At 57.2% G+C, this 15,624-nt stretch carries 15 protein-coding genes; 11 read left to right on the top strand and 4 right to left on the bottom strand.

The genetic code is table 11. The features are described from left to right. The 4 genes from B3M52_RS18285 to B3M52_RS18270 all read left to right on the top strand — a co-directional run. A partial coding sequence (locus B3M52_RS18285) for a hypothetical protein (protein ID WP_286750012.1) occupies nt 1-190 on the top strand: 190 nt, incomplete at its 5' end. A gap of 108 nt (nt 191-298) precedes the next feature. After that, nucleotides 299-2,542 carry an NADP-dependent isocitrate dehydrogenase gene (locus B3M52_RS18280; RefSeq protein WP_075196364.1) on the top strand — a complete coding sequence of 748 codons (2,244 nt, stop codon included), beginning with the start codon at nt 299-301 and terminating at the stop codon, nt 2,540-2,542. Nucleotides 2,543-2,728: 186 nt separating this feature from the next. Beyond that, nucleotides 2,729-4,303: a sensor domain-containing diguanylate cyclase gene (locus B3M52_RS18275; protein WP_075196363.1), complete on the top strand. Its 1,575-nt coding sequence runs from the start codon at nt 2,729-2,731 to the stop codon at nt 4,301-4,303. A 114-nt stretch (nt 4,304-4,417) separates the two neighbouring features. Beyond that, nucleotides 4,418-5,704 (top strand): EstA family serine hydrolase, encoded by a 1,287-nt coding sequence (locus tag B3M52_RS18270; RefSeq protein WP_041332770.1) that lies wholly within the window; start codon nt 4,418-4,420, stop codon nt 5,702-5,704. Nucleotides 5,705-5,708: 4 nt separating this feature from the next. On the opposite strand, the gene B3M52_RS18265 is transcribed toward B3M52_RS18270, so the two are convergent. Further along, the gene (locus tag B3M52_RS18265; protein WP_036207704.1) at nt 5,709-6,053 is read right to left on the bottom strand and encodes a hypothetical protein; all 345 of its coding nucleotides are present in this window, start codon (nt 6,051-6,053) and stop codon (nt 5,709-5,711) included. 364 nt (nt 6,054-6,417) lie between these two features. On the opposite strand from B3M52_RS18265, the gene B3M52_RS18260 reads away from it, so the two are divergent. Next, on the top strand, nt 6,418-6,672 hold the full coding sequence (locus tag B3M52_RS18260) for a hypothetical protein (RefSeq protein ID WP_036207701.1): 255 nt from the start codon (nt 6,418-6,420) through the stop codon (nt 6,670-6,672). On the opposite strand, the gene B3M52_RS18255 is transcribed toward B3M52_RS18260, so the two are convergent. After that, on the bottom strand, nt 6,666-7,676 hold the full coding sequence (locus B3M52_RS18255) for a hypothetical protein (RefSeq protein WP_075196362.1): 1,011 nt from the start codon (nt 7,674-7,676) through the stop codon (nt 6,666-6,668). The two genes, B3M52_RS18260 and B3M52_RS18255, sit on opposite strands and share 7 nt — an antisense overlap. A 138-nt stretch (nt 7,677-7,814) precedes the next feature. Here B3M52_RS18255 and B3M52_RS18250 point away from each other — a divergent pair, with 138 nt between their 5' ends. From B3M52_RS18250 to B3M52_RS18240, 3 genes are read left to right on the top strand one after another with little or no spacing between them, the layout of a single operon-like run. After that, nucleotides 7,815-11,336, top strand: coding sequence for a response regulator (locus B3M52_RS18250; protein WP_075196361.1), 3,522 nt, complete (start codon nt 7,815-7,817; stop codon nt 11,334-11,336). Between the two features lie 42 nt (nt 11,337-11,378). Next, nucleotides 11,379-11,939 carry a hypothetical protein gene (locus B3M52_RS18245; protein WP_036207692.1) on the top strand — a complete coding sequence of 187 codons (561 nt, stop codon included), beginning with the start codon at nt 11,379-11,381 and terminating at the stop codon, nt 11,937-11,939. A gap of 45 nt (nt 11,940-11,984) precedes the next feature. Further along, on the top strand, nt 11,985-12,398 hold the full coding sequence (locus B3M52_RS18240; protein WP_036207689.1) for a response regulator: 414 nt from the start codon (nt 11,985-11,987) through the stop codon (nt 12,396-12,398). 24 nt (nt 12,399-12,422) lie between these two features. On the opposite strand, the gene B3M52_RS18235 is transcribed toward B3M52_RS18240, so the two are convergent. Beyond that, entirely contained in the window at nt 12,423-12,692 is a 270-nt protein-coding gene (locus B3M52_RS18235) for a hypothetical protein (protein WP_036207831.1), read from the bottom strand. A gap of 591 nt (nt 12,693-13,283) precedes the next feature. Here B3M52_RS18235 and B3M52_RS18230 point away from each other — a divergent pair. Continuing rightward, nucleotides 13,284-13,550, top strand: coding sequence for a hypothetical protein (locus B3M52_RS18230; protein WP_226909995.1), 267 nt, complete (start codon nt 13,284-13,286; stop codon nt 13,548-13,550). Between the two features lie 50 nt (nt 13,551-13,600). Here B3M52_RS18230 and B3M52_RS18225 read toward each other — a convergent pair whose 3' ends face one another. Beyond that, nucleotides 13,601-14,137 (bottom strand): hypothetical protein, encoded by a 537-nt coding sequence (locus B3M52_RS18225; RefSeq protein ID WP_075196359.1) that lies wholly within the window; start codon nt 14,135-14,137, stop codon nt 13,601-13,603. A 165-nt stretch (nt 14,138-14,302) separates the two neighbouring features. Here B3M52_RS18225 and queC point away from each other — a divergent pair, with 165 nt between their 5' ends. Together queC and queE are read left to right on the top strand one after the other, a co-directional pair. Further along, nucleotides 14,303-14,968 (top strand): 7-cyano-7-deazaguanine synthase QueC, encoded by a 666-nt coding sequence (gene queC, locus B3M52_RS18220; protein WP_036207677.1) that lies wholly within the window; start codon nt 14,303-14,305, stop codon nt 14,966-14,968. Next, entirely contained in the window at nt 14,968-15,624 is a 657-nt protein-coding gene (queE, locus tag B3M52_RS18215) for a 7-carboxy-7-deazaguanine synthase (protein WP_036207673.1), read from the top strand. The genes queC and queE overlap by 1 nt, the downstream gene beginning before the upstream one ends.

Below are 15,624 nucleotides of genomic sequence, written 5' to 3'. Positions count from 1 at the left end.
CAAGCGCCACAGGGATGTGCTTGAGCGTGTTTTGGTTGCCCCTACCCCCAGCGCGATACTCCCAAACCTAAATGTCCGAAAGTTTCGTAAATTCCTGCCTTTTCATCACCCTGTAACGGCTTTTAGCGAACTTTTAGTCGGTTCTTATACTAAGATCGTAACCAGAATTGGCAAAAAAATGCTATCTTAGTAGGTCTATCAAAAGTTCCCGAATCAGTCATCGCTCAAGCCAGACGTTCACAAGACGGCTGACCCTGCGGTGACCGTCCTGAACTCACCCATCAGCCTGAGGACGAAAATGACATCATCCAAAGCCAAGATCATTTACACACTGACCGATGAGGCCCCCGCCCTCGCGACACGGTCACTTCTTCCCATCCTCGAAACTTACGCCAAGCCCGCAGGCATCGAGTTCGGCACCAGCGACATCTCGCTTGCTGCCCGTATTCTCGCGCTCTTCCCTGATTACCTGGAAGAGAAGCAACAAGTCCCGGATGACCTCAAAGAGCTGGGTGACTACACCAAGGACCCGGAAGCCAACATCATCAAGCTTCCCAACATCAGTGCCTCAATTCCCCAGCTGCGGGCTGCCATCAAGGAGCTTAACGACCAGGGTTACAAGGTTCCCGAGTACAAGGAACACCCTGAGTCAGACGAAGAGAAAGAAATCCACGCCCGCTACTCCAAAGTCCTGGGCAGCGCGGTAAACCCGGTCCTGCGTGAAGGCAACTCCGACCGTCGTGCTCCGACCGCCGTCAAGGCCTTTGCCCGTAAACATCCCCACACCATGGGCGAGTGGAGCCCGGCGTCACGCACTCACGTGGCCCACATGCGCGGTGGTGATTTCTACTCCAACGAACAGTCACTGACACTGGACAAGGCCACCAACGCCCGCATCGTCTTCGAGAACGCCAAAGGTAAGCAGACCGTTCTCAAGAGTGAGCTGGCACTGCAGGAAGGCGAAGTGCTGGACGGCATGTTCATGAGCTGCAAGGCGCTGCGCAAGTTCTTTGATGATTGCATTGAAGACTGCGAAAAAACCGGTGTGATGTTCTCCCTGCACGTCAAAGCCACGATGATGAAGATCTCCCACCCGATCGTCTTCGGTCACGCGGTAAAGATCTTCTACAAGGAGCTGTTCGACAAGTATGGCGAACTGTTTGACGAACTGGGCGTGAACCCCAACAACGGTCTTTCCAGTGTGACGGACAAGATCAAGCAACTGCCGGAGTCCAAGCAGGAGCAGATCCTTGAAGACCTGCACGCCTGCTATGAGCATCGTCCGGAAATTGCCATGGTAGATTCCGTCAAGGGCATCACCAACCTGCACGTACCCAGCGACGTCATCGTTGATGCCTCCATGCCGGCAATGATCCGTAACTCCGGCAAGATGTGGGCCCGGGACAACAAGCTCAAGGACACCAAAGCGGTGATGCCTGAAAGCACCTACGCCACCATCTATCAGGAAGTGATCAACTTCTGCAAGACCCATGGCGCGTTTGATCCCACCACCATGGGCACGGTGCCGAACGTTGGTCTGATGGCGCAGAAGGCCGAGGAATACGGTTCCCACGACAAGACCTTTGAAATCAAGGAAGACGGGGTTGTTCGCGTTATTGCTGAAGACGGCGCCGTACTGACTGAGCACAAAGTCGAGAAGGGCGACATCTGGCGTGCCTGCCAGACCAAGGACCTGCCGATCCGTGATTGGGTCAAGCTGGCCGTTAACCGTGCCCGTGCCACCGGCATGCCCGCCCTGTTCTGGCTCGACGATGAGCGCCCGCACGACGCTGAGCTGATCAAGAAAGTCGAAATGTACCTCAAGGAGCACGATACCGACGGCCTGGATATCCTCATCAAGTCGCCAGTACGTGCCATTCGCTGGACCATGGAGCGACTGATTCGTGGTCTGGATACCATCTCGGTCACCGGTAACGTCCTGCGCGACTACCTCACCGACCTGTTCCCGATCCTGGAGCTGGGCACCAGTGCCAAGATGCTGTCCATCGTGCCCCTGCTCAACGGCGGCGGCCTTTACGAGACCGGTGCTGGCGGTTCCGCGCCGAAGCACGTTCAGCAACTGCTGCAGGAAAATCACCTACGCTGGGACTCGCTGGGTGAGTTCCTGGCGACGGCTGTTTCCCTGGAAGAACTGGGTGAGAAGCAGAACAACGAACGTGCGCGCCTGCTGGGCCTGACCCTGGACAAGGCCACCGAGCGCCTGCTGGAGAACAACCAGTCACCGTCGCGCAACACCGGTGAACTGGACAACCGTGGCAGCCACTTCCATCTTGCCCGTTACTGGGCAGAGGAACTGGCCAACCAGGATGACGACAAGGATCTGAAGGACTTCTTCGCGAAGCTGTCGAAGCAATTGGAAGACAGCAAGGACAAAATCCTGGAAGAAATGAGTGTGATCCAGGGCCATCCGGCCGATATCGGTGGTTACTATCACCCACCGGCCGAGAACGTCTGCAAGATCATGCAGCCCAGTGAGACCTTCAATCGCATTCTCGAAGAGGCTCGCGCTCAGGTAAAGTAAGTCTATAAAGCCTGGCAAAACCCGGACGGTGGAAGCACCCTCCGGGTTTTTTTATGCCTCATCAATTGCAATATTCGCTCGACGGCGGCGCCGTCTGTGTCTATTTTCAGGGTGTCATGCCTTCGATTTGGGCCCGAGGTGTTCACACCAACAGGGAAGCAGCCGGAACCCGGGGAAACTGTTTAGATGGAGAAACTTCAAGGCCGTCCTACGCCGCTGCGACGTTCGTTGTGGGTTGTTGGAACCTACTTGCTGGTGGGATGGTTGTGGATTACGTTTTCCGACTATCTGGTGCAGCAATGGTTTCCCGATCCGGACGTAGTTAGCAGGATACAAACCTACAAGGGCGCGCTTTTCGTCCTGGTGACCGGGCTCGCACTTTTCCTGTTGTTGATTCGACAGTTCACCAATGACCGGAAGTTGTTGTCGCTCTACCGCCATCAGCGCAAGGAAAATCGGGAACTGAGCCAGTTCCGTGAAAGCGTGATTGAGCGCGCCAATGTCTGGATCAACGTGTTGGATCCGGAGGGCCGGGTGGTACTCTGGAACAAGGCCGCGGAAGACATCAGCGGCTATCCCAGGGAGGCAGTGATCGGGTCCGATGAGATCTGGCAGCTGCTGTATCCCGATGAGGAAAACAGGGCCAGAATCCGTGAGAGGGCGAACGAAATTCTCCGCGATGAGGGCGAGGTTGTCGGTTACGAAACCTGGATAACCACCCGCGATGGACGTGAGAGACAGCTGTCCTGGAACTCGCGCAGCCTGCGGAATGAAACGGGTGAACTCGCAGGGTCAATCGCTATCGGACAGGATATTACCGATATTCGCCAGGCGGAGACTATGGCCCGTCAGCGTGAGCGCCAGTTAGCCACCATACTGGATAGCCTGCCCGGCATGGCCTACCGCTGCCTATACGATGAGCACTGGACCTTGATATCCGCCTCCAAAGGCTGTCGTCAGCTGACCGGCTACGAGCCGGATGAACTGATCAACAACAAAGTGATCAGTTTTGCCGAGCTGATCGCAGAAGGCATCGATGAGGCGACGCTGCAAGCAGTGGACCTGGCCGTCGGCAATGCGGAGCTGTTTTCCATCGAGTATTCCCTTGTTCGCAAGGATGGAACTCGGATCTGGGTCTGGGAATGCGGCCGCAGTGTCGAAGGTGAGGGTGAGCTGGTGCTTGAGGGGATTGTGCTGGATATCTCTGACCGTAAAGCACTTGAAAACGAGTTGTCCGAGATGGCGGCCCGGGACCCGCTGACAGGGTTGCTGAATCGTCGGGAGATGGCCCGGTTGCTGGATGAGGAAATTGTCCGTGCCACGCGCTATGGTCGAAACCTGGCGTTGCTCTGGGTCGACTTTGACCATTTCAAGCACATCAATGACTTGTACGGGCACGCCGCTGGCGATTCCGTGCTGAAGGCGGTTAGCGCATTGCTGGCAGAGAGCGTGCGGAGTGTGGATAGTGTCGGTCGGTTTGGCGGCGAAGAGTTTGTTATCCTGTTGCCGGAAATGGACTATCGCGAGGCTCTGGATACCGCAGAGCGACTGCGCCGACTGGTGAGTGATGCCCCACAGTCTCTGGGGAGTGGCAACACGGTCGCACTGACCGTCAGTATCGGCGTTTCCGTATTTCCCGACCATGGTGAAAGCGCCGATACCCTGTGCGCGGCAGCCGACAGGGCCATGTATCAGGCCAAGGCCGATGGCCGCAATCAGGTGGTACTGGCACCCTTGACCGAGGAAGCCCATAATCCCTGAAGACGATGTGCTGGATGAGTTGACGCAGCCAGGCCCGCTATCCGGCCAATGTGCCGGGTGATATCCAGCGTCAGGATGTGCGAAAAGACAGTCTCCGGAATCAAAGGTCAAGCGATGAACCGAATTGCCCGCCGTGCGCTCCACACCTCCGCCGTTCCCACTGACCTGGCGTCAGTAACCCACCGCGATGAGGCTGGCGAGAAACCGGAGCTGGCCGGAGTGAGCCCCGAGGTTGTCGAGGCCATCTGGCACAGCGTTGAGCGGTTGTACCGAACCGGAGTGCATCCGGGCATACAGCTGTCGGTCAGGCACCGGGGCGAACAGATCCTGCATCGAGCCATCGGCCATGCCAGTGGCAACGGGCCCCATGACGCCGTGGACGCGCTGAAGGTGCCGATGACCACCGAGACACCCATTTGCTATTTCTCCGCCTCCAAGGCAGTCACGGCCCTGCTAATCCACATCCTGGCGGAACAGGGACTGGTCAATCTGATGGACCCGGTGTCGTATTACTGCCCGGAGTTTGCGGGGGGTGGTAAGCGCACCATTACCATTCACCAGGTGTTGTCCCACCGTGGCGGCATTCCGGCGATTCCCCGGGAAACCCCCATTGATGTGCTCTGGGACAGGGACGAAATCTGGCGCCTGCTGTGTGAAGCGAAGCCGGTGGAGGTGGATGGTGCCAAAGTGGCGTACCACGCCATCACCGGGGGCTTTGTGTTGCAGCGGGTACTGGAGAAAGTGACCGGCGATACCATTGAGGCGTATATCGACCGACACCTCCGCAAGCCCATGGGTATGAAGTGGTTTACCTATGGGATTGCACCCGCAGACGTGGATAAGCTGGCCGGCAACTATGCCACCGGCCCAACGCCGCGCTTTCCGGTATCCTGGATTGTGAACCGGGCGCTGGGAGGCGATATACGCACCGTGGAACGAGTCTCCAATGATCCCCGCTTCCAGGAGGCGGTTATCCCTGCAGGCAACCTGTGTGGCACCGCCGAGGAAATGGGGCGTTTCTTTCAGATGATGCTCAATGGCGGGGTCTGGAATGGCAAACGTATTTGCGGCGAGATGACCGTGAGGCGCTCCATCCAACAGTTTGGCTCGCTACAGATTGACCGCACGATGATGATCCCCATGCGCTTCAGTGCGGGCATGATGCTTGGAGGCAACCCCGTGGGGCTTTGGGGCCAGCAAAGCAGGCATGCCTTTGGTCACATTGGTCTGATCAACAAGCTGTGCTGGGCCGATGCAGCCCGGGACATTTCCGTCAGCCTGCTCAACACCGGCATCCCCATTGTTGGCCACCATCTGCCGGCGCTGGCGCGGTTTGTCTACACAGTGTGCGACCGTTTTCCGTTGATACCGGAAAACCGCAGGCCCCTGGTGGCGGCCTGACCCCTTAAAGGGTCGCCAGCTGTTCCTCCAGTATCCCCAGCACTGACGACAGGATATCCCGGAAGTCGGTGAGTGTCTGGGTTCGCTGGATCACATCCTCCCGACTTTCATCCAGCCGCTCCAGCTTGGGGACCACCCGCCGGATTCCCTCAGTGATAACTTCGTAGGGGTAATGGTGGTCCATGATGCTGAGTTTGTTGATCTCAGCCACTTCCTGACTGAAGATGCTGATGATGTCGTAAAGCATGTCCTTGTGCTGAATGGAGCTCGCCTCCCAGTACGCATCGTCAAGCAGCTCCAGCAGGGAAAGGTATTCCCTTAGTGTGTCGGCAACGGATGTCTGGTTCATAAGCGGTCTTCCTGGCCGGGATGGAATGGGGCTGTTACGGCAAATGGCTGCGCATATATGGTGATCTGAAGGGAACTATAGCAGGGGTTTGTTCGTGTAGTTTGGGTAGCAGCGTCGTATTCGCTGCAAAAAATATGAAACTCTATTCATTTTTATTGAGTTTTGTCCGACAGTTGTGCAGAATTACGCCAAATCATACAACGTGGACAAAGCCTGCTACAGTATGTACTGAGGCTTTGGAAAAGCCCGACGAAACAGAAGGATAAAAGGACTTCCAGCCCGGCCAAAAAGAGCCACTAAAACATGGGCGGAATCATCGGTTTCGGCGTATTGATCATTGGATACTCAGTGGAAGAGGACGATCATGGATAAACACACGCAGCCACAGCCTGGGCCGGAACAGCCGCGCCCGGTCAAGCTTGACCATCACGACAGTGTTCGGTCCCACGTCTGCCAGCAGGTCAGTACCGAAGTGGCACGCCTTGAGCGCCGTATTGAAACCCTCCGACTGACCAAAGCCCCTCATGCCGCCATCATGATCTCGACCTACGAGCGCATGATCGACCGCAAGAAGGGGTTCCTCAAGAACTGGGATATGCAGGGCAATACCGGTTACTGACGCTCATCGATAGTCACGGACTGGTAGAAAATGGCCTCGCTGCCGTTCTGCTGGTTTCCGCAATGTGCCGGATTGGGAGAGGTTTCCCCGGTTTCGTCATCCTCGATGGTAGGGTCTTCGCCACTGGATGTAAAAACGCGCACTTCTGCAGCCTCATAGTCCACTCTGACCCGAATGCAGTCCGGTTCCTGGCCGTCAACGGTAATGCCGGATGTGTCCAGGAATGTCAGCATGTCTGATTTGTTTCTGATGAACTCCTGAAACAGTTCCCCGTGGCCCAGTGAGCGACCGGTAAAACTCAGCGACGCAAACTCTGGCCGGTTGTAACCGCTCACCGAGAAGCTTTCATTTGCAAAGCGGCCACTCCAGAACGCACTGGCAATCTCTGACGGTGAACTGTCATTCTGATCGGGCGCCCTGGCGATAAACTGAAAGGACCGGAAAATCTTGTTCAGTTGCGGGTTGCTGGTCCAGTCCAGTAGCGGATAGACCCAGATCTGGTCAGGTTCAGGCTCGGTTCCATTGTTGCCACCGGTTTCGGTAAAGTGGATCTGCGCGTTCTTGTCCGGTGTGTTGTAAGTAGCGGGGTCACCGCTGTTCATGCTGTCCCGCATCAGTCGGCGGCCCCGGTTGAATGAGTCCACCTGGTTCGATGAAATGACATGTTGCAGGAAGTCCATCGGATTGCGGGCACTGGTGTAGCGGGTACCATCGTTGCTTGGCGTCAGGCCCATCAGCGTATTAAGACGCTCACGCAGCTGCGTTGCTATTCCCTCGTCGTCCTCCCCGTCAGCGGGCTCAACGCCCCGGTAAAAATCGTAGAATATGGTTTGGGGCAGTACGGGGGGCAGCCCATCTTCGTTCTGGATATCAAAGCTTTCGAACGTCAACGCCACGCTGGTTGCCGGGTTGATGAAATTACTGTCTGAAGAGTCATCTGGCCCACAGCCGGCCAATGTCAGGGCAAACAGGGGAACGGTGGCGAAAATGCAGGAATGTCTCATTTCAAGTGACCCTGAGATGCGTCGTTGTCGGTAAAACGCTAAAGTGTTTAGCCAGGGTGCCGCTGAATTCATTCGGCACCTGCGTGACTGCTGACAATAAACCATAAAAAAGGCATCTGCCCTCGCGGAGATCACATTTTGCAGCAATGGGAATGCCACGCCCGATGGTTCCGTTTCATCGCGCTTGCGGTTCTGGCTATTATTATTCCGGCCTCCGCCGCAGCGCAGGAGCGATGCCAGGACGGCGAGATTGTTCTGAACAGCGCCACCAGCAGTGTGCGTGATCTGGGTAGTTGTATCTGGTACCTGGAGGACCCGGAACACGCCGTCGATTTCAACGATATACTGAGTGGCGATACCGCGCCTTTCACCCGTCACGAAGGCGGTGTGCTGAACTTTGGCTACACGGAATCGGCATACTGGGCCAGATTTGATGTCGAGGTAGGAGCTGGCGCAGCACTGACAGACTGGATACTGGAGCTCGCCCTGCCATTGGTGGATGAGGTGGTGCTCTATCTGGTCCAGGATGGTGAGCTGATAGAGCAGCGCCGTGCTGGCTACGAGGGTGACTGGTCCGGGCGTGACCTGGCCGTACCCAACCCCACGTTCCGTTTGTCACTGGAACCGGGAAGCTCAACCCGCATTTATTTGCGCATCACCAATACCAACACTTTCCGCCTGCCGATCACCCTGTGGCACCCCGATGCTTATATTGAGAAGGTGTCGGTCGATGAAGCCGTGCGGGGCATTCTGCTAGGCAGCATCCTGGCCATTCTCGCCTACAACCTGTTTGTTGCCGTGTCGGTTCGCGAGCGCAGCAATATCTACTACGTGATGTATCTGGTATCAGCCACGGTATTCATCGCCACCGAGCAGGTGCACGGTATCCAGCTACTGGAGAATCGTCCTGCGCTGTTGCACAAGGAATACCTCCATTACCAGATCATCAATACCTGGTTCTGGGGCCTGTTGATGGCCCGGTCCCTGTTGGAAACCCGGGAGCGGTCGGCGGACCTGGACAAGGTGATCCAGCTTTGCCTGTACGCCATTGTGGCGACCTTTGTGCTATCCCTGTTCCTGCCCTATCACACGGCGATGGAATGGATCGTGTTGGCGTCGATCCTGCTCAGCATCATCCTGATTGTGGTCAGTTACCTGTCCTGGCGCTATTACAACCCGGCTGCGCGCTCCTACTTTTTTGCCTGGACCCTGGCGCTGGTGGGTTTCGGTATCTATGGTCTGACCGTGATGGGCTACCTGCCGTTGAACATGTTCACTTCCTACGCCCCGCAGTTCGGCCTGACGGCCCAGATTATCCTGTTTTCCTTTGCCCTGGCTGACCGGATCAAACAGGTGCAGGGCGAAGCCCTGGGTTGGAGCCAGCGGGCTCTGGCCAACCTGCGTCGATACCAGTCGCTGTTCGACAACGCCATAGAGGGCGTGTTCCAGATGTCGCTGGGCCGACGTTTCGTCACCGCCAACCCCGCCATGGCAAGGTTGATGGGCTACACCAGCAGCCGGGAGCTGCTGGATCTTGACCCGGACGTCCTGGAAACCTGTTTTGCGGATGAGAGAGTGCGCCGCTGGGTGATTGGGCAGTTGGAATCCCGGGGCACCGTCAAGGGTATCGAAGCACGCTATTACACCCGTTCCGGTGAAGAGCGCTGGGCCACCATTTCGTTACATACCGTGTATACCCCCGATGGCGATCCCGCCCATCTTGAGGGCACCTGCATTGACGCCACCGAGCGCCATCAGCGCCAGCGTATCGAGCGGGAGAGGGAGCAGGAACGTCTGGAAAAAGAACTGGCCCGCAATTCGGCCGAAGCAAAAAGCCAGTTCCTGGCCAACATGAGCCACGAAATTCGCACACCGTTGGCGGCGATTATCGGTTATGGCGAAACCCTGCTCGATCCCGACCTGACCGAGAGGGAGAAACACACCAGTGCGGAAACGGTGGTGCGCAGTGGCCGTCACTTGCTGGACCTGATTAACGACATCCTGGATCACTCGAAGATCGACGCCAATAAGCTGGATGTGGATATAGTGTCGGTTAATTTGCCGGAACTGCTTGACGAAATCCGCGCTTTCTTCGCACCCAGGGCGCGGGAAAAGGGGCTGGAATTTCATATCATCTGTGAGTATCCCCTGCCCGAAAAGGTTGCCACGGACCCGACCCGCTTTCGCCAAATCATCATAAATCTGTGCGGAAATGCGCTTAAATTCACGGAAAATGGTTCTATTTCTCTGAATGTTCGGTGTGATCGCGAGCGCCAGGCCCTGGTGGCCAGGGTGGTGGACACCGGCATCGGCATGAAACCCGAACAGTTGGGCCGGCTGTTTGACCCGTTCGCCCAGGGTAGCGCCGCGATTGCCCGGCAATATGGAGGAACCGGTCTCGGGTTGAGCATTTCCCGTCGGCTGGCGGAGTTGCTGGGTGGCAACATATCCGTTTCCAGCACGTATGGCGAAGGCAGTGAGTTTGAGCTTTCCATCGCCACCGGCCCATTGGAGGATGTCCACTTTCTGCGCGACGCGTCGGAATTGTCGCAACGTCGGCGGAGCATTCCCATGGTGCTTGCGCCAAGGCTTTCCGGCCGTATCCTGCTGGCGGAGGACAATGACGTGAATCGTCGCCTGGTGTCCCTGCTGGTGGGTCGCACGGGCGCTGAGCTGGTCCATGTCGGCAATGGCGCTGAAGCACTGGATCTGGCGCTGAGGGAGCCCTTTGATCTGATTCTGATGGACATACAGATGCCGGTCATGAACGGTCGGGATGCAACGGCGGCCATTCGTGAAGCTGGCCTGAATATCCCGGTCATTGCATTGACGGCAAACGTGATGGCGGAGGATATTGCAGACTATCGCCTCGCAGGCTGTAATGACCATCTGGCCAAACCCATCGACAAACAGCGTTTCTACGAAGTCATGGCCAGATATCTGGTGGTGCGGACGGAGAGTGAATCCGATGGCCACCGGCGCTATTGCAGCACAATACTGGTCGCGGAGGACAACGAGGACAACCGTCGTCTGGTGGAGCGCATGCTCGGGGCCCAGGGGTTGGATGTCATCACCGTTGCCAGTGGCGATGATGCGGTCCGAACGGCGCTGTCCGAATCGGTGCAGATGGTGCTGATGGACCGCCATATGCCGGGTCTGGACGGAGTGGAGGCTACCCGGTTACTGCGGCAGACGGGCTTCCGCCGGCCAGTTATTGCCTTCACCGCCGGTGACCAGTCGGAAACCGATGCGTTGATGGCGGCCGGGTGCGATGGCGTATTGAACAAACCCATCGACAGTAGGCATTTGCTGAGCACGCTGGACCATTTCCTCCCAGAGTCCAATGGCCCGAGCAGAGACTCGACGGAGGATGAGGACATTGGTCACCTCGTCGAACGCTTCCTCGATGGGTTGGCGTCCCGAAAAGTGGCCATGGAAGCCGCAGCCGCGCGTCGTGATCAGCAGCGATTGGCATCGGAAGCCCATCAGATCAAAGGCACCGCCGGCGCCATGGGCTACCCTGACATGACACGGCAGGCAGGGAAACTGGAGGCTTGCGTGAACGTTGAAGACCGTGACTGGGACCACGTTCACAGCCAGCTGCAAGCCCTGGCTGACATGATCGACAGGGCATTGCAGGGGCGGGAGGCACGTCTATGACAACCGACATTTCGGCTACCGATAAAACAGGAATCGTGATTGATGAGTGAAAACCTCCAGCAAAGCGAACAGCACTCGCTGAGTATGATGTATGGCACCTACGCCGACATTCTGTTTGTCCTCTTTCCGTTCCTGGTCATCAGCATGCAACGGTTATGGGATGGCCAGCTTTATGAGACGCTACTCAGGCCCGATCTGAGCATTGCGGCTGCGATACTGGCCGGGCTGGCCATCGGAAAATTCGTGCTGGGGCTGGTCAGTAACCGCGACTTGGGCCGTTTCAAGGAGCGTATTGTGTTCTTTATCGCATTGACGCTGTTTGTAGTGTTGGGGCCGGCCATCATCCTTATGCTCAGTATCGCTGGTCATCGCGAAGTGCCCGGGTTCGTGGCGTTTGTTCAGCCTATCCTGCTGATCATCGCGATTTCCCTCTACACCACGGCCGTCAGTATCAGTAATATTCTGACCCGGTCCGGCGGGGTAAACGCCAGTTCGTCCCGCACTGCTGGCGCTCGCCTGGACGAGACTGGAGAACCTGCGCCAGCCACTGCCCAGCATGAGCCGCTGGCGATTCCCCGGCGAACCGGCGGTGATTCCCTTTGAAGTGCCTTGTGGGACCGGGTATAAAATAGAATCAGGAGGCGGGGTATGAGTGATATGAGAATATTGGTGGTGGAAGACGAGCCGGTCATGAGGGAGCGGTTGGTAGACATGCTCTACACGGCAGGTGCAAGCAGTGTGGTTGAGTGTCCGGACATTGCGGGTGCCAGGGCTGCCTTTGAGGCTGACGTCTTCCAGATCATCTTGCTGGACCTGGGGCTGCCGGACGGCAACGGTCATCAGTTGATGGAGGAGTTCAAGGCCAAGCGCAAGGATCAGCACATTGTTTTAGTGACAGCGGATGACTCCATCGACAGCATCCAGAAAGCAATCAGTGCCGGGGCCAACGGTTACGTGGTCAAACCCTATTCCCAGGAAAAAATTCACGACGTGGTGAACAACTACGCCATGGTGCACGGCGGCGATGCCGCCATGATACAGGGACTGAACCGCCAGCATTGACGGTTCGGCCCATCGGGTTTCCCATTACGCAACCTGGCGGGCGATCCAGGAACCGTAGCGAGTGGCAAGAGCACGCACGTATCGTGCCTCGCCATCGTTCAGATTGCCCAGAACACCCTTGAATATCCAGCCTCGCTCATACAGCCCCAGCACCCGTTGTTCGTCGTCCAGGTTGACGCGCTGGTTCAGTTTTTTGCAGATGGCATCCAGCAGAGGCAGCTTTTCCGGGCGCCGAATAGGCCCCGTGCGGCTGCTTGCCGGCTGGTTTGCTGCTTTTGTCGGATGTCTCTTCATGATCTTCTCCTTGTCGTTTTGCGGCTGCAAAAACAAAACCCCGGCGCTCTGGGCAACCGGGGTCTCGCGGAGAAGCTTGCCCGGTCGCTCCAAAGGCTCCCGGGACTGACCGAAAGCCGTTAGATGTCGTTCACCATGGAGTGCGCACACGCTTCACCCTTGCGGTGCGCAATCGCGTCAATCATCAGATACTGGTATTTCTGAAGCATTGTCATGGGCCTTTTCCGGCATCGTTTGCCGAGCATATCGGTTTCGGTACTGTCATCAGTGTATCGCGTGCCCATGGCTTTGCAAGGGGCAGAGTGCTTCGGCAAACCCCTACAGACGCGGCTCCTCGAAGCGATCATAATTTGTTCTGTCACGTGTTTTACGTTGTGCAATCCTCCGGTGCCCACCTTTTATCTGTGGCGTACCGCATGGATCTCTCCTTTATACGCAGCCCTCGGGGCTGCGTTTTTTTTGGCCGTCCGAAAAGTGTGTTCCTGACGGCATCGTGGAAACCTCGTAGCCACTAGTTCGTACAGACGCCCGGACCATATTTGGCGATAATTTGCACACTAATCAATGCAATGTATCGTCAGAAATGAGAGGTTGAAACCCAGTAAGATGTCCGAAGAAAACGGATCTGCAAAAAACCGGTTACAGTCACACGCCATAGTCGAAGTGCTGCTTGTCCTCGCGCTCGCCGTATACCTGTTCATCGCCCGCAGCCAGATGGTGGGTGATAATTTTTCCTTTACCGTCATTGGGGCGGCGCTGATGGTGCTGGTAACCTACTGGACACTGAACACCATGCGTGATGGCCTCGAAGTCCTCGCCCTCAAGGTGACTCGAAGTCCTCGTCCCCAAGGTGAATAGTCCCCAGCGCTGAGTTCCATGCCGGCGCGCTGTGCTCCATGATGGAAACCTCAGACCTGCCGGCTGCGTCCGTGAAGCGGTTGGTCGTCCGCAGCGAACAGTTGGATCTCTTCCCAGGTTCTGTGGAGGATAAGCGCGTCGTTTGCCGCCCTGTGCACGGGCAACCCCAGACGCTTGATAACCTGCTGACGCGATGCCGACCAGTGCCTTACCTGATTGGCATCCAGCAACATGGAAATGGATTCCAGTTGAAAGTCGGCGCGGGTGTTGGCGGCTCGAAACAGGCGATGAAGCCAGAAGCTGTCAAACGTCCAGGCATCACAGAATACCTGCCCCGAGAGCAGCTGGTTCAGGTGTGCCGCAACCTCCGACACCGGTGTACCCTCCGTTTCCAGGGTTTCCCGGGTGATTCCGTGAACCTGCTCGGCACTTTCTGACCAGTCCTGCCAAAGTACATGGGGTTGTATCAGCCAGCTGTGCAAGGTGCCGTCGGGCAAGCATATGCCCACCTCGATCGGATAGCTGGCGATCAGATCGAGGCTGGAGGCCTCGAAGTCAATAAAGGCTGGGCTGGTTCTGGTTCTCATTCCGCCTGGTTTTTGTTGATGTGCCGTCATCAGAGTTTACCCGCACGCTACTGCAGACGCGAACCCATCGTCGCATTCCACTGTTACAATGTGTCCACGGATGTTACTCCGACCCTATAACAATCCAGTGACGCCCTGCTGGCTGTCTGAAACCGGGATGACCTGATGACCGAAACCGTCGTTGTAATCTACTCTGGGGGAATGGATTCGTTCACCCTGCTCCACCTTGCCCGTGCCCGAGGGTATAAGGTTCATGCCCTGTCGTTTGACTACGGCCAGCGGCACGTTCGCGAACTGGAATGCGCCCGCCAGGTGTGCGAAGAATTATCGGTGCCGCACAAGGTGATCGATATTCGTGCGCTCAGTGAAGTCATGGCCGGATCGGCCCTGACGGACGCAGTGGACGTGCCCGAGGGGCACTACGAAGAAGACAACATGAAGGCCACCGTGGTGCCCAACCGCAACATGATTCTGTTGTCGCTGGCCACCGGCTATGCGGTTACCGCCGGTGCTGTTGCTGTTTGGTACGGCGCCCATGGCGGCGATCACGCGATCTATCCGGACTGTCGACCGGAGTTCGTGGAGAAAATGGACGCCGTCTGTCAGGTGGCGAACTATGAGCCGGTGAAAATAGAAGCGCCCTTCATGGGCTCGGACAAGGGGGCCATCCTGGCCGAGGGCCTGAAGTTGGGGCTCGATTACGGCAAAACCTGGACCTGCTACAACGGCCGGGACCGAGCCTGTGGCGTTTGTGGCTCCTGCGTGGAGCGCCTGGAGGCGTTTGCCGCCAACGGCGTTTCAGATCCCTTGCGGTATGAGGTGGAAACCTGATGTATCGGGTAAAGGAAGCGTTCTATACATTGCAGGGAGAGGGTGCCCAGGCCGGGCGGGCAGCGGTGTTTTGCCGCTTCAGCAAGTGCAATCTCTGGACTGGCCGTGAAAAGGACCGGGCCAATGCCGTATGCAGCTTCTGCGATACCGACTTCGTAGGTACCGATGGTCAGAACGGCGGCCAGTTTGAAACCGCGGATGCGCTGGCGGCGCATATTCGTCGCCTTTGGCCGGATGCGCCTGGGCAACCCTATGTGGTGTGCACGGGTGGTGAGCCACTACTGCAACTGGATGACAAGCTGGTGGATGCCTTTCACCGGGCCGGCTTTGAAGTGGGCGTGGAAACCAACGGCACACTGCCGGCACCGTCCGGTATTGACTGGTTGTGTGTGAGCCCCAAGGCGGACGCGCCGGTGGTATTGCGCCAGTGTGACGAGCTGAAAGTGGTGTACCCTCAGCCCCTGGCGATGCCGGAGCGTTTCACCGACATTAACGCCAGCCACTATTTCCTTTCGCCAATGGCGTCGCCGACTGTCTCAGAGGGTGAGGCTGACCCCGTCAAGCAAAGTAACACCCGCAAAGCCACGGATTACTGCCTGACCCACCCGCAGTGGCGGTTGACCCTGCAGATGCACAAGATCATAGGCATCGACTGA

The sequence above is a fragment of the Marinobacter sp. UBA2688 genome (assembly GCF_002352785.1).
Lineage (GTDB): Bacteria > Pseudomonadota > Gammaproteobacteria > Pseudomonadales > Oleiphilaceae > Marinobacter > Marinobacter salarius.
Note: the sequence above shows the minus strand (reverse complement) of the source record. Positions and strands in the feature narration are given on the sequence as shown.

Excerpts from the sequence above, each read along its gene's own strand:
- B3M52_RS18225 (WP_075196359.1), bottom strand. The coding sequence starts at position 14,137 with ATGAGAACCAGAACCAGCCCAGCCTTTATTGACTTCGAGGCCTCCAGC.
- B3M52_RS18275 (WP_075196363.1), top strand. The coding sequence starts at position 2,729 with ATGGAGAAACTTCAAGGCCGTCCTACGCCGCTGCGACGTTCGTTGTGG.
- B3M52_RS18245 (WP_036207692.1), top strand. The coding sequence starts at position 11,379 with ATGAGTGAAAACCTCCAGCAAAGCGAACAGCACTCGCTGAGTATGATG.
- B3M52_RS18270 (WP_041332770.1), top strand. The coding sequence starts at position 4,418 with ATGAACCGAATTGCCCGCCGTGCGCTCCACACCTCCGCCGTTCCCACT.
- B3M52_RS18235 (WP_036207831.1), bottom strand. The coding sequence starts at position 12,692 with ATGAAGAGACATCCGACAAAAGCAGCAAACCAGCCGGCAAGCAGCCGC.
- B3M52_RS18260 (WP_036207701.1), top strand. The coding sequence starts at position 6,418 with ATGGATAAACACACGCAGCCACAGCCTGGGCCGGAACAGCCGCGCCCG.
- queC (WP_036207677.1), top strand. The coding sequence starts at position 14,303 with ATGACCGAAACCGTCGTTGTAATCTACTCTGGGGGAATGGATTCGTTC.
- B3M52_RS18240 (WP_036207689.1), top strand. The coding sequence starts at position 11,985 with ATGAGTGATATGAGAATATTGGTGGTGGAAGACGAGCCGGTCATGAGG.
- queE (WP_036207673.1), top strand. The coding sequence starts at position 14,968 with ATGTATCGGGTAAAGGAAGCGTTCTATACATTGCAGGGAGAGGGTGCC.
- B3M52_RS18255 (WP_075196362.1), bottom strand. The coding sequence starts at position 7,676 with ATGAGACATTCCTGCATTTTCGCCACCGTTCCCCTGTTTGCCCTGACA.
- B3M52_RS18265 (WP_036207704.1), bottom strand. The coding sequence starts at position 6,053 with ATGAACCAGACATCCGTTGCCGACACACTAAGGGAATACCTTTCCCTG.
- B3M52_RS18280 (WP_075196364.1), top strand. The coding sequence starts at position 299 with ATGACATCATCCAAAGCCAAGATCATTTACACACTGACCGATGAGGCC.